The organism is Lederbergia lenta NBRC 16444, assembly GCF_001591545.1.
Taxonomy (GTDB): domain Bacteria; phylum Bacillota; class Bacilli; order Bacillales; family Bacillaceae_C; genus Lederbergia; species Lederbergia lenta.
Map to the genome: position 1 here is coordinate 449,240 of NZ_BCVC01000001.1, position 25,935 is coordinate 475,174.

General features: G+C 37.3%; 29 protein-coding genes and 1 pseudogene. 22 read left to right on the forward strand and 8 right to left on the reverse strand.

Features of this window, described 5'->3' with window-relative positions:
* Positions 1-41: 41 nt before the first annotated feature.
* The 3 genes from BLE01S_RS01955 (at position 42) to BLE01S_RS01965 (ending at position 2,050) form a co-directional block, all read left to right on the forward strand.
* Positions 42-272 carry a hypothetical protein gene (locus BLE01S_RS01955; RefSeq protein WP_066140767.1) on the forward strand — a complete coding sequence of 77 codons (231 nt, stop codon included), beginning with the start codon at positions 42-44 and terminating at the stop codon, positions 270-272.
* A 368-nt stretch (positions 273-640) separates the two neighbouring features.
* Complete coding sequence (locus BLE01S_RS01960; RefSeq protein ID WP_066136753.1) at positions 641-1,147, forward strand: DoxX family protein; 507 nt, start codon at positions 641-643, stop codon at positions 1,145-1,147.
* Positions 1,148-1,273: 126 nt separating this feature from the next.
* The gene (locus BLE01S_RS01965) at positions 1,274-2,050 is read left to right on the forward strand and encodes an acetoin reductase (RefSeq protein WP_066136755.1); all 777 of its coding nucleotides are present in this window, start codon (positions 1,274-1,276) and stop codon (positions 2,048-2,050) included.
* Positions 2,051-2,132: 82 nt separating this feature from the next.
* Here BLE01S_RS01965 and BLE01S_RS01970 read toward each other — a convergent pair whose 3' ends face one another.
* Positions 2,133-2,420: a YtzH-like family protein gene (locus tag BLE01S_RS01970; RefSeq protein ID WP_066136757.1), complete on the reverse strand. Its 288-nt coding sequence runs from the start codon at positions 2,418-2,420 to the stop codon at positions 2,133-2,135.
* 106 nt (positions 2,421-2,526) lie between these two features.
* Between BLE01S_RS01970 and trmB the strand changes: the two genes are divergently transcribed.
* Positions 2,527-3,177: a tRNA (guanosine(46)-N7)-methyltransferase TrmB gene (gene trmB / locus BLE01S_RS01975; RefSeq protein ID WP_066136759.1), complete on the forward strand. Its 651-nt coding sequence runs from the start codon at positions 2,527-2,529 to the stop codon at positions 3,175-3,177.
* 85 nt (positions 3,178-3,262) lie between these two features.
* On the forward strand, positions 3,263-4,114 hold the full coding sequence (locus tag BLE01S_RS01980) for a YtnP family quorum-quenching lactonase (protein ID WP_066136760.1): 852 nt from the start codon (positions 3,263-3,265) through the stop codon (positions 4,112-4,114).
* Between the two features lie 100 nt (positions 4,115-4,214).
* Here BLE01S_RS01980 and BLE01S_RS01985 read toward each other — a convergent pair whose 3' ends face one another.
* Positions 4,215-4,526 (reverse strand): PepSY domain-containing protein, encoded by a 312-nt coding sequence (locus tag BLE01S_RS01985; protein ID WP_066136763.1) that lies wholly within the window; start codon positions 4,524-4,526, stop codon positions 4,215-4,217.
* Between the two features lie 145 nt (positions 4,527-4,671).
* Here BLE01S_RS01985 and BLE01S_RS01990 point away from each other — a divergent pair, with 145 nt between their 5' ends.
* The 5 genes from BLE01S_RS01990 (at position 4,672) to BLE01S_RS02010 (ending at position 10,298) form a co-directional block, all read left to right on the forward strand.
* The gene (locus BLE01S_RS01990; RefSeq protein WP_066136769.1) at positions 4,672-5,745 is read left to right on the forward strand and encodes a M42 family metallopeptidase; all 1,074 of its coding nucleotides are present in this window, start codon (positions 4,672-4,674) and stop codon (positions 5,743-5,745) included.
* A gap of 527 nt (positions 5,746-6,272) precedes the next feature.
* Positions 6,273-7,547, forward strand: a complete 1,275-nt coding sequence (locus tag BLE01S_RS01995) for an ABC transporter substrate-binding protein (protein WP_066136771.1) — start codon at positions 6,273-6,275, stop codon at positions 7,545-7,547.
* A 170-nt stretch (positions 7,548-7,717) separates the two neighbouring features.
* The gene (locus tag BLE01S_RS02000; protein WP_251521959.1) at positions 7,718-8,644 is read left to right on the forward strand and encodes a carbohydrate ABC transporter permease; all 927 of its coding nucleotides are present in this window, start codon (positions 7,718-7,720) and stop codon (positions 8,642-8,644) included.
* Positions 8,645-8,660: 16 nt separating this feature from the next.
* Positions 8,661-9,497, forward strand: a complete 837-nt coding sequence (locus BLE01S_RS02005) for a carbohydrate ABC transporter permease (RefSeq protein WP_066136773.1) — start codon at positions 8,661-8,663, stop codon at positions 9,495-9,497.
* A 297-nt stretch (positions 9,498-9,794) separates the two neighbouring features.
* On the forward strand, positions 9,795-10,298 hold the full coding sequence (locus tag BLE01S_RS02010) for a DUF84 family protein (RefSeq protein ID WP_066136775.1): 504 nt from the start codon (positions 9,795-9,797) through the stop codon (positions 10,296-10,298).
* 60 nt (positions 10,299-10,358) lie between these two features.
* On the opposite strand, the gene BLE01S_RS02015 is transcribed toward BLE01S_RS02010, so the two are convergent.
* Positions 10,359-10,799, reverse strand: a complete 441-nt coding sequence (locus BLE01S_RS02015; RefSeq protein WP_066136777.1) for a YtoQ family protein — start codon at positions 10,797-10,799, stop codon at positions 10,359-10,361.
* A 148-nt stretch (positions 10,800-10,947) separates the two neighbouring features.
* Here BLE01S_RS02015 and BLE01S_RS02020 point away from each other — a divergent pair, with 148 nt between their 5' ends.
* The 3 genes from BLE01S_RS02020 (at position 10,948) to BLE01S_RS02030 (ending at position 12,906) form a co-directional block, all read left to right on the forward strand.
* Positions 10,948-11,454 carry an LptM family lipoprotein gene (locus BLE01S_RS02020; RefSeq protein WP_066136779.1) on the forward strand — a complete coding sequence of 169 codons (507 nt, stop codon included), beginning with the start codon at positions 10,948-10,950 and terminating at the stop codon, positions 11,452-11,454.
* A 116-nt stretch (positions 11,455-11,570) separates the two neighbouring features.
* Positions 11,571-12,587, forward strand: a complete 1,017-nt coding sequence (locus BLE01S_RS02025; RefSeq protein WP_066136781.1) for a PTS sugar transporter subunit IIC — start codon at positions 11,571-11,573, stop codon at positions 12,585-12,587.
* A 1-nt stretch (position 12,588) separates the two neighbouring features.
* Complete coding sequence (locus BLE01S_RS02030) at positions 12,589-12,906, forward strand: thioredoxin family protein (RefSeq protein WP_066136783.1); 318 nt, start codon at positions 12,589-12,591, stop codon at positions 12,904-12,906.
* A 157-nt stretch (positions 12,907-13,063) separates the two neighbouring features.
* Here BLE01S_RS02030 and BLE01S_RS02035 read toward each other — a convergent pair whose 3' ends face one another.
* Genes BLE01S_RS02035 through BLE01S_RS02050 form a run of 4 tightly spaced genes read right to left on the reverse strand, consistent with a single transcriptional unit; the run spans position 13,064 to position 16,333 of the window.
* Positions 13,064-14,191 carry an ABC transporter permease subunit gene (locus BLE01S_RS02035; RefSeq protein ID WP_066136785.1) on the reverse strand — a complete coding sequence of 376 codons (1,128 nt, stop codon included), beginning with the start codon at positions 14,189-14,191 and terminating at the stop codon, positions 13,064-13,066.
* On the reverse strand, positions 14,169-15,056 hold the full coding sequence (locus tag BLE01S_RS02040) for an ABC transporter ATP-binding protein (protein WP_066136787.1): 888 nt from the start codon (positions 15,054-15,056) through the stop codon (positions 14,169-14,171). The genes BLE01S_RS02035 and BLE01S_RS02040 overlap by 23 nt, the downstream gene beginning before the upstream one ends.
* The gene (locus BLE01S_RS02045; protein WP_066136790.1) at positions 15,040-15,792 is read right to left on the reverse strand and encodes a hypothetical protein; all 753 of its coding nucleotides are present in this window, start codon (positions 15,790-15,792) and stop codon (positions 15,040-15,042) included. The genes BLE01S_RS02040 and BLE01S_RS02045 overlap by 17 nt, the downstream gene beginning before the upstream one ends.
* Positions 15,770-16,333, reverse strand: a complete 564-nt coding sequence (locus BLE01S_RS02050) for an RNA polymerase sigma factor (protein WP_111703422.1) — start codon at positions 16,331-16,333, stop codon at positions 15,770-15,772. Before BLE01S_RS02050 ends, BLE01S_RS02045 begins: the two co-directional genes overlap by 23 nt.
* 171 nt (positions 16,334-16,504) lie before the next feature.
* Between BLE01S_RS02050 and BLE01S_RS02055 the strand changes: the two genes are divergently transcribed.
* The 7 genes and pseudogenes from BLE01S_RS02055 to arsC all read left to right on the forward strand — a co-directional run bounded on the left by BLE01S_RS02055 (position 16,505) and on the right by arsC (position 22,223).
* The gene (locus tag BLE01S_RS02055; protein WP_066136792.1) at positions 16,505-17,314 is read left to right on the forward strand and encodes a DUF1444 domain-containing protein; all 810 of its coding nucleotides are present in this window, start codon (positions 16,505-16,507) and stop codon (positions 17,312-17,314) included.
* Positions 17,315-17,328: 14 nt separating this feature from the next.
* Positions 17,329-17,931 (forward strand): YtpR family tRNA-binding protein, encoded by a 603-nt coding sequence (gene ytpR, locus BLE01S_RS02060; protein WP_066136794.1) that lies wholly within the window; start codon positions 17,329-17,331, stop codon positions 17,929-17,931.
* A 173-nt stretch (positions 17,932-18,104) separates the two neighbouring features.
* On the forward strand, positions 18,105-19,556 hold the full coding sequence (locus BLE01S_RS02065) for a SulP family inorganic anion transporter (protein WP_066136796.1): 1,452 nt from the start codon (positions 18,105-18,107) through the stop codon (positions 19,554-19,556).
* Positions 19,557-19,586: 30 nt separating this feature from the next.
* Positions 19,587-20,006, forward strand: coding sequence for a universal stress protein (locus BLE01S_RS02070; protein ID WP_066136799.1), 420 nt, complete (start codon positions 19,587-19,589; stop codon positions 20,004-20,006).
* A 125-nt stretch (positions 20,007-20,131) separates the two neighbouring features.
* Complete coding sequence (locus BLE01S_RS02075) at positions 20,132-20,479, forward strand: ArsR/SmtB family transcription factor (protein ID WP_066136801.1); 348 nt, start codon at positions 20,132-20,134, stop codon at positions 20,477-20,479.
* Between the two features lie 15 nt (positions 20,480-20,494).
* Positions 20,495-21,790, forward strand: coding sequence for an arsenic transporter (locus tag BLE01S_RS02080; protein WP_066136804.1), 1,296 nt, complete (start codon positions 20,495-20,497; stop codon positions 21,788-21,790).
* Between the two features lie 23 nt (positions 21,791-21,813).
* Positions 21,814-22,223, forward strand: a pseudogene (gene arsC, locus BLE01S_RS02085) (arsenate reductase (thioredoxin)).
* 68 nt (positions 22,224-22,291) lie between these two features.
* On the opposite strand, the gene BLE01S_RS02090 reads toward arsC, so the two are convergent.
* The gene (locus BLE01S_RS02090; RefSeq protein ID WP_066136806.1) at positions 22,292-22,750 is read right to left on the reverse strand and encodes a DinB family protein; all 459 of its coding nucleotides are present in this window, start codon (positions 22,748-22,750) and stop codon (positions 22,292-22,294) included.
* Positions 22,751-22,896: 146 nt separating this feature from the next.
* Between BLE01S_RS02090 and ilvD the strand changes: the two genes are divergently transcribed.
* Both ilvD and cyoE read left to right on the forward strand, forming a co-directional pair.
* On the forward strand, positions 22,897-24,639 hold the full coding sequence (gene ilvD / locus BLE01S_RS02095; RefSeq protein ID WP_066136810.1) for a dihydroxy-acid dehydratase: 1,743 nt from the start codon (positions 22,897-22,899) through the stop codon (positions 24,637-24,639).
* A 174-nt stretch (positions 24,640-24,813) separates the two neighbouring features.
* On the forward strand, positions 24,814-25,725 hold the full coding sequence (gene cyoE, locus BLE01S_RS02100) for a heme o synthase (protein ID WP_066140776.1): 912 nt from the start codon (positions 24,814-24,816) through the stop codon (positions 25,723-25,725).
* Positions 25,726-25,935 lie beyond the last annotated feature (210 nt).

Consider the following 25,935-nt stretch of genomic DNA (forward strand, 5'->3'; position numbering starts at 1 on the left):
ATACTTAAAGGTAAGAGATAATGATGAATGAGGTGTTTTTCTTGACGGGAATAATTGCAGTTGTGATGATTTTTTCCATACCTATTATCGCTATAGTGACAGATCATGTTCAAAAGAGTGCCAAAACTAAAAGCAACATTATTAAGGAAGAAATAGAACTAGAAAAACTTAAACACGAAAATTTTTTACTTGAAACAGAAAAACTACGACTTGAGCTTGAACAAATGCAATTAGATCATCCAAAAGAAGAGGCATATAAACTTACAAAATAAAACGATGCTCTTGTTGCTAAAAATCAGTGTATCCTAATTTTGAGCCTATCCTCAAGCAAGATGAGGAAAAGGCTTTTATCGTTTAAGCTGAGAATATGAGTTTCTAGTTTTTTAAAAACTTTAAGAGGTTCTCCAATCCTTTTGTTGAATTGTTAAAAACACTAAGTGCACATTGTGTCACATTTGTGAAATAGTTCACATACACTTGCTTGTGAAGCAAAAACGTAGTATATTAAGAGTGTAAAGAATATGTGAAATAACTCACAACAAAGTAACATGAATCAGCTGACAAAAGAAATTATATTTTTTTAAGAAATTATGTGAATTACTTCACAAGAATTTACACAATAATTAAAGGAGTGAATGTAATGACAAAGTGGTATGAAAATCGTTGGGTAGCAATGATCTGGGGTGCATTAAGAATTTGGCTAGGTGTGCAATGGTTGCAAGCAGGTTGGCATAAATTAGGTGCTTTTGACGCAACTGGATTTCTTACTGGCACAATTGCAAAAGCGGGTGGTGAAGCACCTATCGTACAAGGATGGTACGCTGGATTCGTCGAAACAGTTGCATTGCCAAACGTTAAGTTATTTAATGTTTTAATTCCTTGGGGAGAAGTACTGATCGGGGTAGGGTTAATCCTAGGTGCACTTACAATCCCGGCTTTAGTAGCAGGAGCATTTATGAACTTAAACTTCTTAATGGCTGGTACGATCAGCACAAATCCAGTTTTGTTAGCACTAGCAATAATCCTATTGTTTGTCGCAAAAGGTACAGCATATTACGGAGTAGACAGATTTCTAGTTCCGGCTGCCATGAACAATTTGAAAGATAGGGGTATATTCAAGAAAATGCGGGAAGCAACAGTACAATAATCCTATAGAAGAAACGGGAAAGCTTTGGCTTTCTCGTTTTTTTAGGTTTATTGTAAGGTGGTTTAGCACATCTTATATAAGAAAATATTAAGTGAAAAACAAATATATTTTGGGAGATGTAGCCTAATGGGAAATCAAAAAACGGCAGTTATCACTGGAAGCGCACAAGGTATTGGTAAAGGTATAGCAAAGCGATTAGCAAACGATGGTTTTGCAATTGTACTAAGTGATATGAACGAAGAAGTGCTAAGTGCCACAGTTAAAGAATTCAAAGAACAAAATATAAATGTTGCTTCATTTGTTGGAAATGTATCCATACCAGAGGATCAAAAGGAATTAGTGCAAACAGCTGTTAAAAAGTTCAGGAGCGTCGATGTTTTTATTAATAATGCGGGAATAGAACAGGTAGATCCACTTGTTAATGTTCAACCAGAAGAGTTGGAAAAGGTTTTTCAAGTAAATGTATTTGGTGTGCTATATGGCATCCAAGCTGCGGCAGAGCAAATGAAGAAGCAAGAAAAAGGTGGTAAAATCATTAATGCTTGTAGTATTGCAGGACATCAAGCATTTTCTATGTTAGGTACTTATTCTGCTTCAAAATTTGCTGTTCGTGGATTCACACAAGCTGCCGCACAAGAGCTAGCAAAAGATAAAATCACAGTGAATGCATACTGCCCTGGAATTGTTGGAACGGGGATGTGGGATAGGATTGATGCAGGCATGGTTGAGTATATGGGACTGAAAAAAGGAGAAGCCTTCAAGAAATTCGCGGAAGGTATTGCTCTGGGCCGGACACAAGAACCGGAAGATGTGGCAAACTTTGTTTCTTACTTGGCATCTCCAGACTCCGATTATATGACTGGCCAATCTATTATGATTGACGGCGGTATTGTATATAATTAACTTTTCATAAGGATACAAAAACGAGAAAGCATATTTGCTTTCTCGTTTTTGTATTTAAAATTTGAATATGTATTATTCACAATTAAAGTAGCGATGAATAAGTGTCGATTTCTCCGACCCATTGGGAAAGATCTTCTTGATGTGAATGAATATGGTTGTCGAGATTAGCAGCCTGGCTTCCTTCTTGGCAGTAACTGTATACTTTTTCTAGAAGGGGTTTCATTTGTTCAGGGACGGCTTGGTTTTCCATTAATGATTGGACAAGTCGTTCTAGCTGCTGACATTCAGAAACAGTTCCACAACAATCTTCTAAATGATTATTTAAAATATCTTCCAATAATTGAACTTGATTATTATGAGTAAGAGACATTTTTAACTTCCTTTCTGATGAACGTAATGCTAGTATGAAACAGTTGACTAATGATTATTCATAGATAAAATAAAGGTTTCATTTTATAAAAGAAGGAGCATGAAAGATGCGTTTAAGACATAAACCGTGGGCGAAAGAAAAAATAGAAAGTTATCCCCAATATGTTATTGGAAATCCCAAACAATATTACGGGAAATGGTGTACTTTGTTTGATAATGGCTTTCCAGTACACATTGAAGTAGGAACAGGTAAAGGCCGCTTTATTACAGAAATGGCAAAAGCCAATCCGGAAATTAATTATATTGGAATAGAGCTACAAGAAAGTGTCATTGTTGCTGCATTAGATAGACTTATTGATGCTGAGCTGCCAAATGTAAAATTAATAAATACAAACGGAGAAGATTTACGGAAGTTTTTTGCAAAAAGTGATGTAGAGCGTGTTTATTTAAATTTTTCCGATCCATGGCCAAAAAAACGTCATGAAAAGCGTCGTCTAACGTTTGAATCGTTTATACAAGTATATGAAGATGTTCTTGTAAATGGGGGAGAAATTCACTTTAAAACAGATAATCGGGGACTTTTTGAATACTCATTAATGAGTTTTTCTAAATATGGACTTTTATTAACATATGTTAGTCTTGATTTGCATAACAGTGAATGTGAAGGCAATATTATGACAGAATACGAAGAGAAGTTTTCAGCTAAAGGGCATCCCATTTATCGTTGTGAAGTAAAATATCAAAATAAGTTAGACTGATGATCTTCAATCATCAGTTTTTTTGTCATTTCTAAAATAGTTAATAATGTTACAATCATGGAAAAGAGAGCGAGAGGGTGACATGATGGAGACGTTGAAACTCGGAAGTTTAACGCTAACTTGGTTGAATGGTGGAGACACTTTTATGGATGGAGGGGCTATGTTTGGTGTGGTACCGAAACCTTTATGGTCAAGAAAATATCCTGTGAATGAGAAAAATCAGATTGAACTAAGGACAGACCCAATATTTTTGCAGATGAATGGAAAGAATATATTGATTGAATCTGGTCTAGGTTATGGGAAGTTATCAGATAAGCAAAAGCGAAATTATGGGGTGACGGAAGAGTCGAAAATAGTGGAATCATTGGCTGAGTTAGAATTAACACCACAAGATATAGACATCATTTGTATGACTCATTTGCATTTTGATCATGCTGGCGGGCTAACAAAACGTACAGAGAATGGATTAATTTCAATGTTCCCAAATGCCGTTATTTATGCATCAGACATTGAATGGAATGAAATGCGTAATCCCAATATACGTTCAAGAAATACGTATTGGAAAGAAAACTGGGAGCCGATTGTTGATCAGATGCAAACTTTTACTGATGAAAAGGAAATTGAACATGATATCAAGATGATTCACACAGGAGGTCATAGTGACGGTCACTGTATTATTACAATTGAAAGTGACGGGGAACGCCTCGTCCATATGGGCGATCTTATGCCGACACATGCTCACCAGAACGTATTATGGGTCCTCGCATATGACGATTATCCAATGGATTCAATCCAAGCGAAACAGGAATGGATTCCAGCTACAATGAAATCGAAAGACTGGTTTACTTTTTATCATGATGGCCATTATCGGGCGCTTAAGTGGGATGAAGAAGGCAATATCGTGGAAGCGGTGAAAAGAGAAAGAAAGCAAGGTTAATTATAAAAAGCCAAAACGATACAATGATAAAAATACGAATAGGTATAAACATAAAAAACACCTGAAACAGTTAACTTACTCTGTTTTAGGTGTTTTTTCCTTAAATCGGATACACATTTAGTACCGTTCCTGTATAAGCATCAGCAATAAATTCAAATTGCTGACGAGTGCCGTTAGTATTCGTCGTAATTCCACCACGATAAATTTTTGTCTTAATCGCATATTTTTGGTAATCTTCCGGTTTCATTTGTAACCATGAACCGTCAATGCGTCCTTCTTTTTTGAATGCTTGTTTTACGTTAGCAAGCACTTTTTCTCCAGAGATGGGCATTTTATCGTTTACTTTAGTACGAAGGAGATATCCGCCAATTAACCCGGCGCAAGCTCCGGTAAGGAATGTTTTCCAATTCAAAATATTGCACCTCCACAGTTTATTCCTAGCTTCAGTATACAGGAATAAACCTATTTATTCGACTGAAGAAGCACAGATTTATGGCTTTGAAGTTGAAAGTTCTGTAAAATGTGAACTATCAATTCGGAAAGTGAAGTGGATACGAATGAATAAGGATACACTGGATTTATTTAAAACATTGACTGAACTACCTGGTACCCCAGGAAATGAACATGCGGTTCGAAATTTTATGCGTGAACAGCTTCAAATGTATGCTGATGAAATTGTCCAGGATAGGGTTGGCAGTATTTTTGGCAAAAAAGTTGGAGATGAAAGCGGACCGACAGTCATGGTTGCCGGACATATGGATGAAGTTGGATTTATGGTGACGAATATTACGGAGAATGGCATGATTCGTTTTCAAACACTTGGCGGTTGGTGGAGCCAGGTGTTGTTAGCACAGCGCGTTCATATCATTACTGAGCAGGGCGTGATTAATGGTGTAATTGGTTCTATTCCTCCGCATTTATTGAGTGACGATCAACGGAAAAAGCCGATGGATGTGAAAAATATGCTGATTGACATTGGTGCCGATGATAAAGAGGATGCTGTGAAAATTGGCATTAAACCAGGACAACAGATTGTACCTATCTGTCCATTTACTCCGATGGCAAATCCCAAGAAAATTATGGCAAAAGCATGGGATAACCGTTATGGATGTGGATTGTCGATAGAATTGTTAAAGGAACTCCAAGAAGAAACAATCCCTAATGTGCTTTATTCTGGTGCAACTGTAATGGAAGAAGTTGGACTGCGTGGTGCTGCAACTGCGGCCAATATGATCCAACCTGATATTTTCTTTGCACTTGATGCAAGCCCCGCTAATGATATGTCAGGTGATCACAAGGAATTCGGACAGCTTGGTAAGGGAACGCTATTGCGGATTTATGATCGTTCCATGGTGACACACAAGGGAATGCGTGAATTTATCCTCGATACGGCTGAAACACATGACATCCCGTATCAATATTTTGTTTCTCAAGGTGGGACAGATGCAGGCCGAGTACATGTAGCAAATGATGGGGTGCCAAGTGGTGTAATTGGTATATGTTCTCGCTATATCCATACACATGCTTCCATTATTCATGTAGATGATTATGCGGCGGCAAAAGAAATGATCGTTAAGTTGGTAAAAGCTAGTGATCGTACAACAGTTGATTCAATTATTAGCAATAAATAGAGATTTCCCCCTATGGCTTAACTAATACTAAAGGTTATTACTTAAAATTCATGTAAACATGCTCTTATTGGAGCTTATTATACTCACGTTCAAAATGGCCCCTATTAACAAATTACTTGCTTAAGGGGGGCTATTTGTCGCTATTTTGGTACTATTAGATTACTGGGATTTTGCTTATACTTTCCATGTAGAAGCATTGATTCTCTTGTACAATTGCGCTAAAGATCGTACGAAAAATGATAAGTCGAAAAGGGGAAATCTATTCATTCTATTTAATTATAATATTTAGAATAATTAGTTGACAGTTGGATTTTTAGAATGCTAGTATGGTAATATATTAACTGCTACCCAGTAATTGGTAGACTAGGAATATAATTAGCAGTATTGTAAGCGCTTTATAAATTAGAGGACTTGAGAAGCAACGTAAATATTTGATCGAAACCTTATTAAATACTTATTAAATCCATAAAAAACAAAGGATGGTTTTTATGGATTTTTAAGATAAAAAAATGAAAAGGGGTATCAAAATGAAAAGATTTGCTCTCATGATTAGTTTTATGTTATTGATCTTCGGTTTAGTTGCCTGCTCATCTTCAGATAAGGCAGGATCAGACGACTCTAGCAAGTCAGGTGGTCAAATAGAGTTAACGATGTGGTTATGGCCGGGGATGGGCATGGATGATTATATTAAAGAATACGAAGAGCTAAATCCTAATATCAAAATTAAGGTCCAAGAAGCAGAGTACAGTGACCATCACCAAAATCTTCTTACAACATTAGGGGCAGGCTCTGGTGCACCTGATATTGCTGGGGTTGAATCAGGATATATTGAGAAATTTAAAGAAAATAGTAAGCATTTCTTTAATTTATTAGATTATGGAGCTGCGGATATAAAAGATGAATATCTTGAGTGGCGTTGGAGAGAAGCTTCTACTAACGATGGATCAGTAGTACTAGGTATACCGACAGATGTGGGACCAATGGCAATGGCATATCGTGTTGATATATTTGAAGAAGCTGGACTTCCGACAGATCCAGATGAGGTGTCAGCACAATTGAGCTCATGGGAAGATTATATCGAAGCTGGAAGAAAATTAAAGGCAGCTACTGGAAAAAATATGTTTAACCATGTAGCGGATTTATATGCCGCTGCAAGAGAACAAGGTGAAAAGCAATATTATGATGACGATGGTACATTAATCATCGAAAATAGTGAATTAATTAAAAACGCGTGGGATTATTCAGTTGAAGCTATGGATATTCATAACAATACAGAACGTGGAACTACCGAATGGTCTGCATCGTTAGCTGCAGGAGATTTTGCTACTGTATTTCTCCCGCCATGGATGTTGCAAAATATTAAAAGTGATGCGCCAGATACCGCAGGATTGTGGAATATTGCGCTTATGCCTGGTGGATCAGGAAACTGGGGAGGGTCGTTGTTAACTCTGCCTGCACAAGGCAAACATCCGCAAGAGGCTTATGAGTTTATCAAATGGCTAATGTCTGCGGAAACTCAACTGAAAATATTTCAAAAGAGTGGAAACTTTCCTTCTACCCCGAGTATTTATGAAGAACCTGACGTACAAAATCTAGCTGATGACTTTTTTAATCGTGATGATTTAGGAGCTATATTTTCTGAAGCAGCTGAAAAGGTGAAATATGTATACCGTGGACCAGATACAGGGACAATTAATACGATTATGGGAGATGCTTTAATTACGATTGCGGATGGACAGGAACAAGCTGATGATGCTTGGGATAAAGCAATGGAAGAAGTTAAAAGGCAGGTTGAACGCTAAAAGAACTAATGAATGAAGAGGCAGTGTATCGCTTACTGCCTCTTCATTCTAAACGTTAAGTGTCAACTATTTGTTTTAACTTCTCTGGAGAAGATGTTTGTCTCGAAATAAATAAAGTGGAATGGGATTTGATATTACGATATATAACACTTTTAGAAGGGGGTATCTATGTGGAGAAAAAACTAGCTATTCAAGAAAGTATTAATATAAGAGGGAGGAAATATAGTCAAAAATCTGCGGATAGGAGATCTGGGTATTTATTTATATCTCCATTCTTTATTTTATTTGGTGTATTTGGGGTATTTCCGCTATTATTTACGGCGTATCTTTCGTTTCATAAGTGGGATATATTGGGGAGTAAGGAATTTGTAGGATTCAGAAATTATCAACTCTTATTTACGAACGATCCTTTATTTTGGAAGGCTGTAGGTAATACTTTTAGTATTTGGGCGTTATCTACCATTCCTCAATTAATGGCTGCATTAGTTATTGCATTTTTATTAAATCAGGCATTTTTAAAAGGAAAAGCATTTTTTAGGTTAGGAATTTTCATGCCTAATGTAACTTCCATTGTTGCTGTAGCCATTGTTTTTTCCGCTATGTTTGGTACAAAATATGGGGTTATTAACTATCTATTATCTTTTATAGGAATAGATCCAATTCATTGGGCGGGCTCTTATATTGGAACGCATGTTGTGATCTCAGCCATGGTAATGTGGCGTTGGGTAGGATATAACGCGATAATTTATCTTGCTGGTTTACAAGGGATTTCAAAAGATTTATATGAAGCTGCGATTATTGATGGAGCAAACAAAATGCAACAATTGCTTTATATTACAGTTCCATTATTAAAACCTATTATCATATTTACTGTGCTTCAATCAACAATTGGGGGTATGCAAATTTTTACCGAACCTTTGTTATTTGGAGTTGGAGGTAGTAATCAAGGTTTAACGGTAACATTGTATTTGTATCAAGAAGCATTTACAAGATTTTCTTTTGGATATGCTGCAGCAATTGCTTGGTTATTATTTATTATTATTATTATTTTCTCTCTTATAAATGTATTGCTTACAAAAAGAATCAAATCAGTTTAAGAAGGGGGATGGCATTGTGAAAGAAGTAGGAGAAAAAAAAATACCAAAAATATTATTGTATGTATTTATTACCTTGAGCACTTTAATTTCAATATTCCCTTTTTATTGGATGTTTGTTATAGGGTCAAATACAACAAATGCGATAAATAAATTTCCGCCTGTTGTAATACCAGGGGCTAATTTTATTGAAAATGCAAAACTAGTATTTGAACGAATTGATTTCTTTGGTGCTATTTTGAATTCGTTGATTATCTCATCAGCGATAACGTTATCGGTTTTATTCTTTTGTTCCATAGCGGGTTTTGCATTTTCAAAGTTAGAATTTAAAGGGCGGGATGGATTGTTTATTTTCTTGCTTGCTACAATGATGATTCCTCCTCAATTAGGGCTTATTCCTAACTTTATGATTGTTAGTGCATTAGGGTGGTTAGATGATGTAAGAGCAGTTATCGTTCCAGGAATGGTCTCTGCTTTTGGGGTGTTTTGGATGAGACAATTTATTTCATCAGCAGTACCATACGAACTTATCGAGGCATCAAGAATTGATGGGTGTAGCAATTTTAGAACATATTGGAATATCGTTATTCCTGCAGTCCGACCAGGTTTAGCAACACTTGGAATTGTCACATTCATGGGAGCATGGAATGACTTTTTATGGCCACTCATTGTATTAAAAGATAAAAGCGCCCATACCATTCAAATTGCATTGAGGACACTTAACGATGTTTATTTTACAGATTACTCTATGATCCTTGCTGGTACATTTATGGCCACAATCCCAATATTAATTGTATTCCTTTTATTTAGTAAGCAATTTATTGCGGGTATTACAGATGGTGCTGTAAAAAGTTAAAGATGTATTAAAATAAGGCTGTTCCTGTAGTCAGTAAATCTATTGACTGCAGGACAGCCTTATTTTTGATACAACAAAATCGCATCATCCATTATAATATAAGTATAAGTGTTTATTATAAAATGTGGGCGTTATTTACATTCGTTCATTATCAAAGCAAAGTACTAAAAGGCGAGAAACACAATATCTGGCGGACGAACGAATTTTATTTATTCGCAAAATTGGTTAAGATAGCCCCTTGTAGGTTATCGATTCTATAAGAATGGAATTGAATTTATTAAACGAGGAGAGTAGAAAATGAATGTCGCTATCGGTTCTTGCAATATCGCAAAGGTAAAAGCAGTAGAAACAGCATTAATAAATGCGGGGTACACATCAACATTATTACAAGTGGATGCTCCATCAAATGTGAGCAATATGCCATTTTCTGACGAAGAGACGATGCAAGGAGCAATAAATCGAGCGGAATTCTGTCTGGGGAATCCTGATATCGATATGGCTTTTGGTTTAGAAGGTGGAGTAATGGAAACTTCATTCGGATTGTTTTTATGCAATTGGGGTGCAGTAGCAAGGAGAGAAAGGGAAACGATTTTAGCAGGAGGAGCAAGAATCAAGCTACCTGAAGAAATTGCTGTGCGATTGCGAACGGGTGAAGAGTTAGGACCTTTAATGGATGAATATAGTATGCGAAAAAATGTGCGCTCCAACGAAGGGGCAATTGGAATATTTACGAATGGTGCAATCGATCGGGCAGATATGTTTATACATATTATGAAGATGCTTATTGGACAGCTTAGATAGTCTGAAATGGTCAGGTCTCATCGATATCGCCACTGGTTGTAGGGATATCGATGACCTTGTTCATTCAAAAATATAAGCAAGTGCTTTAATCGCTTGGTTGACTGTTAGGACCGTAGTGTTTGCTTTACTAGAGAGCTCTTTAAGCGGGTGATGCAGTTCCTCCGGTCGAATCAAAATAAGCGGCTTTCCAAGAGCAATAGCAGCGCTAGCATCCATCGCTGTGTTCCACTGTTTATATTTTTCCCCAAAGAGGGCAATGATAATATCCGATTTTTGCATTAATACTTCTGTCCGCAAGTTATTAAAACTAGATGCAGCAGCATCATGAAAAACAGGATTAGGTTGTTCACCTAGAATTTCTGCGCCAATTCCATCGGAGCGATCATGATCCTCCATAGGTCCGACAAAATCGACAGGAAGCTGGAGAGCCTTTGCCTTCGCTTTCATTTCGGTACGCCAATCACTATGAATTTCACCAGCTAAATAAACGGTTAACCTCATTAAATATTCCCCTCCTCCATTATCATACCCTCATATTACCATCAGTAGAAAATATAATCCCGTTGCATGCTTCACTATAAAATAGGGTTGTCAAGTAGATTTTCAAAGTAGTATGATGGTAAATAGTTATCACTCAAGGAGGATCATTATGAAAAAAATCACATTATGCCTGATGATGGCATTTACAGCTATCTTCATTGCTGCATGTGGCCAATCATTTGAAGAGGAAAAAGTAAAAGCGGAGAATCGTGCTGAACAAGCATTTTTAAATATATCACCAATTAATGAAACTTTAGACGAGGTTGAATTTCATCTACCGACAGGTCTCGTAGTTAAAAATGAAGAGCCTAATAATGTTATATTGGAAAAAGGTTCACATTCTTATATTCTATTCTATAATCCATTTGAGAACATGGATAGCGAAGCATTATATAAAACAGAAAAAAGTAATGAAGAAAATATTCTTGTCGATCGAACTTTTAAAAAAGATAATCGATTAGGATATTTAATCATTATGGATGATGGGGACGGACTTTACGAAATAACTACTGGTGTGGGTGGTGTGAAGGTCACGACTGAGTCGGAATTAAAAGATCTTTCCAAAGACGCTGAGTTATTAATGAAAATTGCCTCCTCAACGAAAATAAATGAATAATGCTTGTGCAAGCACTTCCGGTAACTAGGGAGTGCTTATTTTTTAAAAAAGTTATAGACAAAACATACACCTGTCTTTACACTAGTTATGTAAAGCGAATTACAGGAGGTTTTAGAATGAAGAACTTTTTAAAAAGAAAAGGAGTGCATGTTTCTACTAAAGCATATTTAATCGATGCACTCAGTTATATGGCATTAGGACTTTTTTCGTCTTTGATTATAGGTTTAATTATTCATACAATTGGTGAGCAATTTACATGGCCATTTTTTATGGAAATGGGCGACTTGGCGATGGGATTGATGGGACCAGCAATTGGAGTTGCGATTGCCTATGGGCTTGGGGCTCCTCCATTAGTTATTTTTGCTGCGGTTGCGACAGGGGCTGCTGGAGCTTCACTTGGCGGACCAGCTGGAGCCTATATAGCTGCTGTGATATCTACTGAAATTGGGAAAATGGTGAGCAAAGAAACAAAAGTAGATATTATCGTAACGCCGTTTGTTACGATATTTGCAGGATTTGCTGTGGCTAAATTTATCGGACCTCCGATGGCGAAGTTTATGACAACATTTGGAAGTTGGATCGTATGGGCGACGGAACAAAAGCCCATTATCATGGGAATTCTTGTGGCAACATTAATGGGACTTGCCTTGACGGCACCAATCTCTAGTGCAGCAATTGCCTTTATGTTAGATTTGAATGGAATAGCAGCGGGAGTGGCAACGATTGGATGCAGTGCGCAAATGGTCGGTTTCGCGGTTGCGAGTTATCGAGAAAATAAGGTCGGTGGATTGCTTGCAATTGGTATTGGTACCTCCATGCTCCAAGTGCCAAATATTATTCGATACCCAGCCATACTTATTCCACCGACTATTGCTGGTATAATTTTAGCGCCGATTGGAACAACAGTATGGAAAATGACGAGCAATGCAGCAGGGGCTGGTATGGGAACAAGTGGTTTTGTAGGCCAAATCATGACATTTACTACGATGGGTTTTTCTGTTCAAGTGCTTTTGCAAGTCATTGTACTCCATCTTATAGGCCCAGCTGTGATAAGCTTAATCATATCCGAATTTATGAGAAAGCGTGGCTGGATTAAACCTGGCCAAATGCTAATTAACACTGGAGGGAAATAAGTTGGAAAAATTGCAATCAATGGAACAATACGAGAAATTGAAAAAAGAAGAGAGAACGATCTTCATGTTTTCTGCAGACTGGTGTCCAGACTGCAGAGTAATTGAGCCCATATTGCCAAGGCTTGAAGCAGATTATCCTGAATATACTTTTATGGAAGTTGATCGTGACCAATTTATCGATCTTTGCGGAGAACTTGATATTTTCGGAATCCCAAGTTTTATCGCATTCCATAATGGAAAAGAAGCTGGTCGCTTTGTCAGTAAAGATCGCAAAACATTAGAAGAAATTGAAGATTTTATTAATGGATTATCAGCATGAAATGAAAAACAAGCCCTATGAGATCTCTCGTAGGGCTTGTTTTAAATCGACTAGAAGCCTTAGCGAGCAGCCATAATCTATCATCGCAAGGGCTAGTGTGGATTTTCTGTAGGGGATGCCCCGAAAAAGATTGCCAGTTTTTACTGATGTGATGCAATTAAATAGTTACCTGTTTCCTCTTCATTATCCATTTTGTTAAATAAGAGAAAATGATTGCGGTAATCACAGATAATAGGACTGTTACGACCGGATAAAGGACAGGAAAACCGAAGACATTATACGTGCTAAAATCAACAAACTGTTCTTTTACTTTCATACATTGATAGATGGAAAGTTTTAAGAGTTTGTTGAGCCAAACGATATTTTCCAAATCCTCAAATACAACATCTATTGCAAATGGTACCCCGAAAATGAATCCAGAGACGAGCAGGGAGAGTAATCCCCTTTTACATATAGCCGATACACAGATGACTATTAAAGTAAATCCTAGAGCTGCAAGAAGATGCATCGATATCATGATAGGATAGGCCTCACCTAAAGTGATAGGATAAGGTGCAAAATAATGTTGAAACATCGATTGCAATGGTGCTTTCCACCCGTGGAATCCATATGTATAGACAGAGACGGCTGTATTTAGTGCAACCCATCCGGTGATGACTGACAATGTGAAAATCACAGAAGCAATTATTTTAGAAGTAATTGCTTTAGATCGACCATATTTTGAGCTAAGTAAAAATTGGTCCATGCCAGAACTATATTCATTAGAAAGGATCGGAGCAATCCCAATAATGATTAAAAAGGCGGTAATAACAAATCCAAAAGTGTAGATCATATCAATTATTTGAGCCGGACCGGCATCATAATAAAACTTGGACATATTAATTTTAGACAGCATGTTTTTTTCTAATTCTGCTGCCCTTTCTTTATAAGAAGTTGAGTCAGTATTGATTATCGCAGTCAAATCTGCTATTCGCTTTTCATGCTTATGCGCATTACCAAGTTGATAAGCAAATGATTCTGAAATGCCGTATAACAATCTTTCTTGTGGTGTTTCAATACCTGACTCCATTTTCTTCTCAATTTCTATTATCTCCTTATCCAGATAGGCAAGTTTATCTGCCGTTATTTCTCCCTCCCATTGTTTGTAAACGAGATAATTCGCTTGTTCACTCTCCCTATCCATGTACAGTCCTAGCGAAATAATTAACATTAAAACACCAAACAATATGTAAATACTTTTCTGCCGATATATTTTATATAATTCAAACTTGAGCAATTGCCGCATCTTGGTCCTCCTCGAAAAAATATAAATATAAATCTTCTAAATTTGCTTTGGCAATAATAGCATTAGCCGATGGTTGTTCATCGTTTATGATCCGTAGTTCCACACCTTTCTCTGTGCGGATAATATTGCCAACCTTAAAATCAGTTTGGTACGTCGGAATTTCTCGCTCTGAAGCTTGAACAAGCCAAACCTTTCCCTCTATTTCTTTCAATAGCTCTTGTGAATCTCGTTTATGCAGCAATTTGCCGGATTTTAAAATTAAGATTTCCTTAGCGATAAATTCTATATCTGACACGATATGAGTTGATAGTAAAACGATTCTATCCCCACTTATGGTGGACAATAGATTCCGGAAGCGAATTCTTTCCTTTGGATCAAGTCCTGCTGTCGGCTCATCGACAATTAATATTTTCGGGTCATTCAAAAGTGCTTGTGCGATCCCAATCCGCTGTTTCATCCCGCCAGAAAACGATCCGACTTTCTTTTTACGGACATGCGTGAGGTTGACAAGTTCCAATAATTCTTCTACCTTCAACAAGGCATATTTTTTCTCCAAGCCTTTTAAAGCAGCAATATAAAGAAGGAATTTCTCCGCAGTGAAATTTTTATATAACCCAATATGTTGGGGGAGATAGCCGATCAGGTCCCGATATTGATCCCCCAGCTTGAAAATGTTTGCTCCGTTGAGCTCGATTGTACCTTCCGTAGGGGAGACGACTGTTGCTAACATCCTCATTAACGTCGTTTTCCCTGAGCCATTTGCACCTAAAATTCCATATACGCCATTTGTAAATTGGCATGATAGTTCATTTACTGCTACGTGTTTTCCAAATTTCTTTGATAAATTATTAATGGTTAAATTCATGGTAAACCCCTCTTTTAATCATTCTAATTGCCAAGCCAATTCCGATAATGGCACAAGAAAGAACGGCGATGGATAACTTTTCTGATACTATTAGATGGATGTCAATGACATTGCCGACAATCAAGCCTAAAAAAATCATGATGGCCAATGAAATGGGCATTACGAATAATGTTCTAAATTTAATAGATAGCAACAAACTAATTGATACGATTGCTGAGTAGGGAGCAGCCCAATATTGCAGTAAGTCCATCAATACGAGCGGTGTTGCAAAGAAGCTAAATATAAAGATCAGCAATAGCGTGCAAGCAAGGTTAAAGAGCCCCACCAATGTCAGTTTCGAAAGGATCAAATTAGATACTGAAAATTTGAACGAAAGTTCTAGCTCCATCATACCTTGGTCTCTACTACGGAATATTTCGTAAAGGCTGATAATGATTGGAATGGGGGATAAAGAAAATAAAGTTAAATAGGGATCTCCCTCAATCAAAAAAACAATGCTTAAGCCTAATAATAAATAAAGGAGATTGCTTATCCAAAATGTCTGAGAAAATTGTAATGATTCTAGAAAGGCATTTCGCAAAGGTGCAGGAATTACATAAGCCAATGGTTGTGGTTTCTTTCTAGGTACATAAGAATGCAATTGCATAATTGTTTTTTCGACTTTTTCTTCGTCTGGATATTCAATATCAAATTCGGATAACCACTCTTCTAGTTCATGATCGTTTAGCTTTTTCATTGTCGTCACCTCTTTGTAAAGTAGATTTCAGTTTTTCCATTCCTTGCCGCAAGCGTGATTTTACAGTCGAATCATTCGTCTGCATAATAGTAGCAATTTCTTTGATCTTAAAATCATGATAAAATCTGAGTAGAATGGTTGTGCTTTGAAATTCCGGTAATGATTTAATGGCATCGATGATTTCTCGTCGTCTCTCTTTTTTCTCGAAAATATAAGGAACATTTTCATTAGAAGAATGGCTGTCACTAAGTTCGTCTGTCATTTGTGTCGCTTGAAATGCTTTAGAACGAAAATAATCATTGCTATGATTGACAGCTAGTGTATAAAGCCAGGATTTAAATTGTGCCTTTTCCTTGTAGGTATGGATGCTTTTCAACATTTTCATGAATACTTCTTGGGTTAGATCATAGGCAATATCTTTATTTCCTGTTCTGCGATAAATAAAAGCATATATTTGTTTATAGTAGCGTTTCACAAGCACCTCCATAGCGGAATGACTTCCCGCTTTTATTTCTTTAACTAAGTCAATGTCAGGAATCAATTTTGTCACCTCGTCTAGTTGAACGATATTGGGGTAGGAAAAGTTTTAAAAAAAGAGAATTAAAATTAAAGTTGCATAAATGATGTTAATATTGTATCTGATTCTTTGAGACCTAAAGGAGTTTGTTGTAAAATGTAATATAGCTTATTTTGCGCCCAAGGAGGGTGAATAATGAAAAAATTGACGGAGAGTAAATTAAGAAAAGAGCTTGAGAGTCGCTTGCAAAAAACTGGCAGAGCGTTCACATATGATCGTGAAAAAGAAAGTTTGCGCATTGAAAATGAAGAAACTGGTAAAGGGATTGATGTGGCGTTATCGGACATTGTTGCGAAGTGGCATGTCAGGAAGGAAAAAGCGATCGATGAAGTTGTCTATTATGTAGAAGAAGCGATTGAAGTGATGGGCAAGGATCAAAAAGTTGAAGGAAGTGAAAGGAAAGTTTATCCTGTTATTCGTTCAACCTCTTTTCCAACTGAATCTGAAGAGGGCATTACATTCATGACGGATGAGCATACGGCAGAAACAAGGATCTATTATGCACTTGATTTAGGAAATACATATCGATTACTTGATGAAACATTAATAGAAAACGAAGGCCTTGATACGAAGGAAATTCGAGAAATGGCTCGGTTTAATGTTCGTTCACTACCTGCCAACATGAAAAAGGATACAGTAGCAGGAAATGATTTTTATTTTTTAAACACGAATGATGGATATGATGCTAGCCGAATTTTGAATGAAAAATTTATGCAGGAGAAGGCAGATCAGATTGAGGGCGATATGGCTGTAGCGGTACCGCATCAAGATGTACTCATCATAGCAGATATTCGGAATGAAACTGGATATGATATTTTAGCGCAAATGACGATGAATTTTTTCGCTGATGGTAATGTGCCAATCACAGCATTGTCATTTATTTATGAGAATGGAAAACTTGAACCTATTTTTATTTTAGGAAAAAATCGCAAAGCGGATAAGTGAAAGGGGAAAGAAACATGAACGTATTTTATAATGAAGAGGGAATTGGCGATACGCTGATCATTACATTAAAAGAAATTGAAAATAAAACATTTGACCGTAAGGGTGACGTAGCTCGTATTTATGATGAAGAAACTAATGAAACTGGTGGATTCAATATTTTTAACGCATCAAGCTACCTACAAGTGAAAGCAAAAGGATTAGTCGAATTGAATGAAGACCTCATTGAAAAAATCAATGAGACCATTGCTAAAAATGGTTTCGAAGAAAAACTAGAAGCTGATTTCACGCCGAAATTTGTTGTGGGTTATGTAAAGGGAAAAGACAAGCATCCAAATGCGGATAAACTAAGCATTTGTACAGTTGATGTGGGCTCGGAGGAATTGCAAATCGTTTGTGGCGCACCAAATGTAGAAGCAGGACAAAAAGTGGTCGTTGCAAAAGTGGGCGCAGTAATGCCAAGCGGAATGTTAATTAAGGATGCAGAGCTAAGAGGTGTACCATCCAGTGGAATGATTTGTGCAGCACGTGAGCTGGAGCTTCCAAATGCACCACAAGAAAAAGGAATTCTTGTTTTGGAAGATGAAAAGTATGAAGTAGGACAAGCATTTACTTTTTAAGCTATTAATGGTTGCGAATGGATTTCCATCCGCATTTGTTATTAGTAAGAGGAAATTGTGTCTAACTTAGGAATTATACAATCTAGAAAGTATTCAGATAATATGATATAATTTTTTCCATCTAGACTTCGATGAGAGTTCGAAGTCTATTTTTATTGATGAGGGGTGTTTTTTTGCAAGTTTTATCATTAAAAGAACAATGGTTTGGTAATATTAGGGCGGATATTCTATCGGGGATAGTTGTAGCGCTAGCTTTGATTCCAGAATCGATTGCTTTCTCCTTTATTGTTGGTGTGGATCCAATGGTCGGGTTGTATGCATCGTTTTCCATTGCAGTGATTATTGCAATTGTTGGTGGGAGGCCAGGAATGATTTCGGCAGCTACGGGAGCGATGGCACTTATACTAGTGACGCTTGTTGCTGATCATGGAATTCAATATATGTTTGCCGCGACGATATTGACAGGAATTATCCAAGTAATGATCGGATTGTGTAAGTTGGCGCGTATTATGAAATTTATTCCACGCTCAGTTATGATCGGGTTTGTGAACGCATTAGCGATTCTTATTTTTATCGCCCAACTAAATCATTTCGTTGGGGAAAAGTGGCCAATGTATGCCATGGTTGCTGGGTCTCTTGCAATTATATATTTGTTCCCGCGGGTGTCGAAAGTAGTTCCATCGTCACTTGTGGCAATTATCGTCATTACAATTATTGCAGTTTTGACGAAAAGTGATGTAAAAACAGTTGGTGATATAGGAAACCTGCCGTCCACTTTACCATCATTTTTTATACCTGATGTACCTTTCAACTTTGAAACATTGAGGATTATATTTCCGTATGCTATTTCTTTAGCAATTGTCGGGTTATTAGAATCTCTTTTGACTGCTTCTGTAGTGGATGATATGACAGACACAGCTAGTAATAAAAATACAGAAACCCGAGGGCAAGGAATTGCTAACATAGTATCTGGATTTTTTGGCGGGATGGCCGGTTGCGGTATGATTGGACAATCTGTTATCAATGCTAAATCAGGTGGTCGTGGCAGATTATCAACTTTTGTTGCAGGGGCTTTTTTGATGGTGCTCATTATTGTTTTGCGGGATGTCGTATTTAAAATACCGATGGCAGCCCTTGTTGGTGTGATGTTTATGGTTTGTGTTAGTACATTTGATTGGTCAACGTTAAGAGTGTTACGTAAAGCGCCACTGACTGATTCGATCGTCATGATAGTGACAGTTATTACTGTACTTGCTACAGGGGATCTGTCTAAAGGAGTATTAGCAGGTGTGTTATTAAGTGCGGTTTTCTTTGTTGTTAAAATCTCAAAAATTAGAGTTGTATCGCATATTAATGGAAAAAAGCGGGTATATATGGTGCGTGGTCAAGTATTTTTCGCCTCTGTTGAAAATTTGATCGAGGCAATTGATTTGAATGCAAACGAAAAAGAAGTAGAAATCGATTTTAGTGAAGCGCATGTGTGGGATGATTCGGGAGTTGCAGCAATTGATAAAATTGTATTGAAACTAAGGGATAATGGTGCAGCTGTTTATATTACTGGTTTAAATAAACCGAGTTCCCATTTAGTTAATCGTTTGGCTCTTTATAGTAAATCAGAAAGATAATAATCTTTGAGAAGACTAGGGGGGATTGGAATGTATTCTAAAATATTATTAGCAGCTGACGGATCCGATAACTCGATCCGAGCAGCGGAACAGGCGGCAAAAATTGCTTCTTTATCAGAAGATGCCACTGTAGAAATTGTATATGTGATGGACTATTCTAAATCTAAACGAGAAGTGCTTCATAGCCAAAGTTCTGAGACACTAGAACTAGAGCGTCGTAAAAATTTATTTCCAATTGAAGTGTTGTTGCGTGAGGTGAATGTGACATACAAGTTGACGATGCTTCATGGTGATCCTGGCCCAACTCTTGTTGAATATGCGAATAAAATGTCTTGTAGTATGATGATTATTGGCAGTAGGGGATTAAATACGCTTCAAGAAATGGTACTTGGAAGTGTCAGCCATAAAGTGGCGAAACGGGTGAACTGCCCAGTATTAATTGTGAAATAAGGATGAAAGAAAGGCTGGCTTTTGGGGAACCATGAAGTCGGCTTTTTTGTATTGCATATTTCTTGAAAATTAACTTGCTTATATAAGAATATGCTTATATAGTGATGAAAGAGGAGAGATGATATATGGAAGGAATATCTATTATTGATTTGCAGCGAGCATCACAAATATTAAAGTTACTTGGAGATAAGACTCGTTTAACGATGATGAAGTTGCTCCAATCACATGATTGCTGTGTATGTGAATTTGTAGAGATATTTAAAATGAGTCAGCCGGCGATCAGCCAGCATTTGCGTAAACTTAGAGATATAGAGTTAGTGAAAGAAACGCGCAAAGGGCAATGGATTTTTTATTCTATTAATGAAGGACACGAAGATTATCCATTGATTCAAAGTATCCTTGAACATCTCCCAGAACAAGATGGATTAGTAACAGAACTGGAAGCGCAGGGTTTGCGCATTTCTTGTTGTTAAGGAGGAGAAGGAGCGTTGGTTTCAGTTATTACAGCGTCATTGATTTTTCTAATAACGCTTATTTTTGTTATTTGGCAGCCTAAGAATTTATCTATTGGATGGTCTGCATGTATTGGTGCAATCGTTGCTTTGTTAGTCGGAGTAGTCGATTTTCAAGATGTGATGGATGTTACAGGTATCGTATGGAATGCGACACTTGCATTCGTTGCTATCATTATCATCTCATTGATTTTAGATGAAATCGGCTTTTTTGAGTGGGCTGCCCTACATATGGCTAAATTAGCTAAAGGTAGCGGTATTCGCATGTTTATTTACGTGAGTATTTTAGGAGCTGTCGTTGCTGCTTTGTTCGCAAACGATGGGGCAGCACTAATACTAACCCCAATTGTACTTGCCATGGTTCGAAATTTAAATTTTAGTGAGAAAATGATTTTCCCTTTCATTATTGCAAGTGGATTTATTGCAGATACAACTTCATTACCATTAGTTGTTAGTAATTTAGTGAATATAGTGTCAGCTGATTTTTTTAGCATTGGATTTGTTGAATATGCTTCTCGAATGATTGTACCTAATTTGTTTTCTTTAGTTGCGAGCATTTTAGTATTGCTGCTATTTTTTCGAAAAAGTATATCTAAAGACTATAAAATATCAGATTTAAAACAACCCAAGGATGCTGTAAAGGATGTAAAGATGTTTCGGATATCTTGGGTAGTATTAAGTGTATTACTCATCGGATATTTCTCCAGTGAGTTTACAGGACTTCCCGTTTCTATTGTCGCAGGAATCATGGCGATACTCTTTATGATCATGGCACAAAGAAGCTCAGCTGTCCAAACGAAACAAGTGCTTAAGGGAGCGCCTTGGGCCATCGTCTTCTTCTCTATCGGTATGTATGTGGTTGTTTACGGATTACGGAATGTTGGTTTGACAGGTGTGTTGGCTGATCTAATCCAAATAGCTGCAAATCAAGGATTGTTTGTTGCTACAGTTTCGATGGGCTTTATTGCAGCAATATTATCATCGGTCATGAATAATATGCCTACAGTCATGATCAATGCTTTGGCCATTGCAGATACAAATACAACTGGAACTATGCATGAGGCTTTGATTTATGCAAATATCATCGGTTCGGATCTAGGACCAAAAATCACTCCGATCGGTTCTTTAGCTACTTTATTGTGGCTGCATGTCCTTTCTCAAAAAGGAGTCAAAATTTCTTGGGGAACCTATTTTAAAATCGGTATCACCCTAACAGTGCCTACACTTCTTATTACACTTATAGGTCTATATGTTTGGCTTATAATCATCTAAAAAACACAGAAGGGGGAATTTTCATGTCAAAAAAAATATTATATTTCTTATGTACTGGTAACTCCTGCCGTAGTCAAATGGCGGAAGGTTGGGGTAAAAAGTATCTTAGCGAGTTCTAAGTGCAGGAATGGAAGCCCATGGGGTAAATCCGCATGCATTAAAAGCAATGAATGAGGTGAGTGTTGACATTTCCAGTCAAACTTCTGATATTAATGACCCGCAAATTTTAAATAATGCAGACTTTGTGGTTACGCTTTGCGGGGATGCTGCTGACAAATGCCCGATAACACCATCTCATGTAAAACGAGATCATTGGGGATTTGATGATCCTGCAAAAGCAGAAGGAACCGCCGAAGAGAGATGGGCATTTTTCCAACGTGTGCGCGATGAAATTGGAGAACGTATTAAGCGTTTTGGAGAAACTGGGGAATAAGATATGAAAGAGAGGGGCTGTCCAAAAAGTCAACTATTGTGACTTCTTGGGCAGCTCTATTTTTAACATTATTTTATTGCATTATTTAAAGATTTAATTATTCCAGTGTGAATTCCTTCGTGCCAAGTAACGAATTGGAGAAAAGCATCTACATTATTCATCTCATGTGAAGCGATAGAAATAGCTTCGGATGCTTCATTTTGCAAATTTCCATCAAAATGGTTCATGATACGATCTTTTTGTTCCATTAAAGCAAGCATAATATCAGCAGGAGCAGGAGTTTCTCCTTTCCACTCTGATGGGCGAGTTCCTGTAGCAAAAAGCGCACTCCATTCAGCATGTTTCATTTCATAGTTATTGTCAGCCTTATGTAAAAAAAATTCTGCAGAAATATAAATATGACCAGCATTCCATTGGACTGTATTCGCATATCCAATAGGCTGCACATTCCATTTATCCACAACGATATTTTCTAGTGATTGTAAAGTTGCAAAACGAGAAAATTGAAATTGTTTCAATGATTCCACGACATCCATCTCCCTTGTCTATATTTACTTAATCATAATCTATTTATGAAGGTTATGCTATTAATCCGTTAGTTAAGTATCAAACAATAAATTACATACTATTCTAAAAGATGGAATACTTGAAAAAGTCAGCCAAGTATTGAATGATGAGAGAAGGTAGACTGTATATATTCTTAATCAATATAAAAAGGGTGAAGAATGTGACCAATAAAGATTTGCGTATTCGTAGTAAAGTGATTAGCGAAGGGGTTAATCGCGTACCGAATCGTTCCATGTTGAGAGCAGTTGGTTTTACGGATGAAGATTTTAAAAAACCAATGATTGGAGTTGCGAGTACATGGACGGAGGTAACTCCTTGTAATGTACATATTGATGAACTTGCACGAGAAGCAAAAGCGGGAGCGGCTGAAAACGGTGGAGCTCCAATGATTTTCAATACGATTACCGTTGCTGATGGTATTGCAATGGGGCATGAAGGAATGTTTTACTCTCTTCCTAGCCGAGAAATCATTGCAGACTCGATCGAAACCGTGATGAACGGGGAAAGATTGGATGGAATTGTTGCCATTGGTGGTTGTGATAAGACAACGCCTGGTTGTGTGATGGCAATGGCGCGTCTGAACGTACCTGGGGTGTATGTGTATGGCGGAACGATTCAACCCGGAAAATTAAATGAGGAAGATCTCGATATTGTTTCTTCATTTGAAGCAGTTGGTCAATATCAGGAAGGGTTAATTGATGATGAGAGGCTGTATGATGTCGAATGTCACGCATGTCCTGGAGCAGGTGCATGTGGTGGCATGTACACAGCGAACACGATGGCATCTGCAGTTGAAGCTTTAGGGATGAGTATCCCGGGTTCATCATCGACTCCAGCCATTGCAGATTATAAGCAGCAGGAATGCAGGCAAGCAGGGGAGATGGTCATTGACCTATTGGAAAAGGAAATCTATCCCCGCGATATTATGACAAAAAAAGCATTTGAAAATGCAATTACAGTTGTGATGGCGCTTGGTGGTTCAACAAATGCATTTTTGCACTTATTAGCAATGTCCCATTCAGCTGGTGTTGAATTGGATTTAGAGGATTTTGAACGCATACGTTTAAAAGTTCCTCACATTGCAGATATGAAGCCGAGTGGCAAATATGTCATGCAAGATTTATATGAGGTAGGTGGCGTGCCAGCTGTGATGAAGATGTTGCTTGAACAAGGGTTACTGCATGGAGATTGCTTGACTGTCACCGGTAATACCATCGCAGAAAACTTAGCAAACGTACCTAGTCTAAAAGAAGGACAGAAAATTATTAGATCACTAGATGACCCTTTGAAGAAAACAGGGCCACTTGTCGTATTACGTGGTAATCTTGCTCCGGAGGGGGCTGTTGCGAAGATGTCTGGACAGAAAATTAGTCGCTTTGAAGGTCCGGCACGCGTTTTCGACAGTGAAGAGGAAGCTACTACAGCAATTATGGAAAATCGGATAAAAGCTGGAGATGTCGTCGTCCTTCGATACCTTGGACCAAAAGGTGGACCTGGAATGCCTGAGATGCTTTCGATTACCGCAATGATCGTCGGAAAAGGACTTGGTGGAAAAGTAGCACTCATTACAGATGGACGTTTTTCAGGTGGTTCACATGGTTTTGTTATCGGACATGTCTCACCAGAAGCCCATACAGGTGGACCGATCGCCTTGTTGCAAAATGAAGATATCATTTCTATAGATAGTGAAACCCAAGAAATTAATTTCAATGTGAAGAAGGAAGAATTGAAGAGCCGAGCTGAAAAGTGGATAAGACCTGCATCGAAACATAAGACTGGTACGCTCGCAAAATATGCTCATCTTGTTTCGTCGGCCTCAAAAGGAGCAGTTACTGATTTAGACCTATAATCTTTGTGACAAAAAACTGTCGGAAATATCGACAGTTTTTTGTATTTTGAGAAGGGATTAGCTAAAAGTATTTATCTTTGATGAGCAATAGTGCTATATTAATATTATTGCATATTTGGTGTAATTTTATAGGAGTGGATATTAGTGAGTAAATATGGGACGCCATCCCCACAGATGGTTCAGAAGTCTGTTTTATCGGAACAGCAAAACTCATCTTCAATTATTACTGATCTAAAAGCACTTTTTAAGGCCAAAGTTTTAATTCTTAATGTGTTGCCTGTTTTTTGTGGTTATTGGTTAGCGTTATATTTTAATCATACTTCCATTGGGGCACATTGGGATCTATTTTGGCTTACGATGATTGGAAGTACGCTTGTAATGGCAGGGGCTCTTGTTCTTAATAACTGGTATGATGTAGATATTGATACGGTAATGGAAAGAACAAAAGAACGTCCAACTGTTACTGGTAATTTTTCATTAAAATTTGTTTTGTGGCTGGGTATTTCACTTAGTGTACTTGGTTTCATATTTCTGCTGTTTACAACGATTGAAGCAACCATTTATGCTTTTATCGGTTGGTTTACCTATGTTGTATTATATACAATGTGGTCAAAACGAAAATATACGCTGAATACTGTAATTGGAAGTATTTCCGGTGCTGTAACACCTTTAATTGGATGGACCGTGATAGCATCTGGGTTACATATTATTCCAATTGTATTGGCTCTAATCATATTCATATGGCAAATGCCACATACTTTTGCTATAGCAATGAAAAAATATGATGATTATAAAGCAGCTAACGTTGCGATGCTACCAGTTGTTCATGGATTTGACGTGACAAAGCGACAAATACTTGTGTATGTTACTTGTTTATTACCATTTCCTATTTTTCTGGAGTCGCTCGGTTTTGGATTTATTATTATCGCTACATTACTAAACATCGGTTGGATCGTTTTGAGTGTACGCGGCTTCTTTACGAAAGATGATATGAAATGGGCGCACATGGTTTTTCTTTATTCGGTAAATTATTTAATGGTATTGTTTCTTTTGATGATTATTGTGACATTACCAGTATTTAATTGAAATGCTTATCGAATCAATTACTATTGACAGGAAAATAGGATAAAAATAGATAAATAAAAACACTTTCAAGTTGAAAAATGGTTATTCATTTCCTAATAACAACTTGAAGGTGTTTTTTCTAAAGAAGAGAAAATTCAACTCTTTTATGACCAGTAAATTGTATCAATGGGATTGTTTTTTATGAAAGGAGGGAATACGGCTTAAATATCG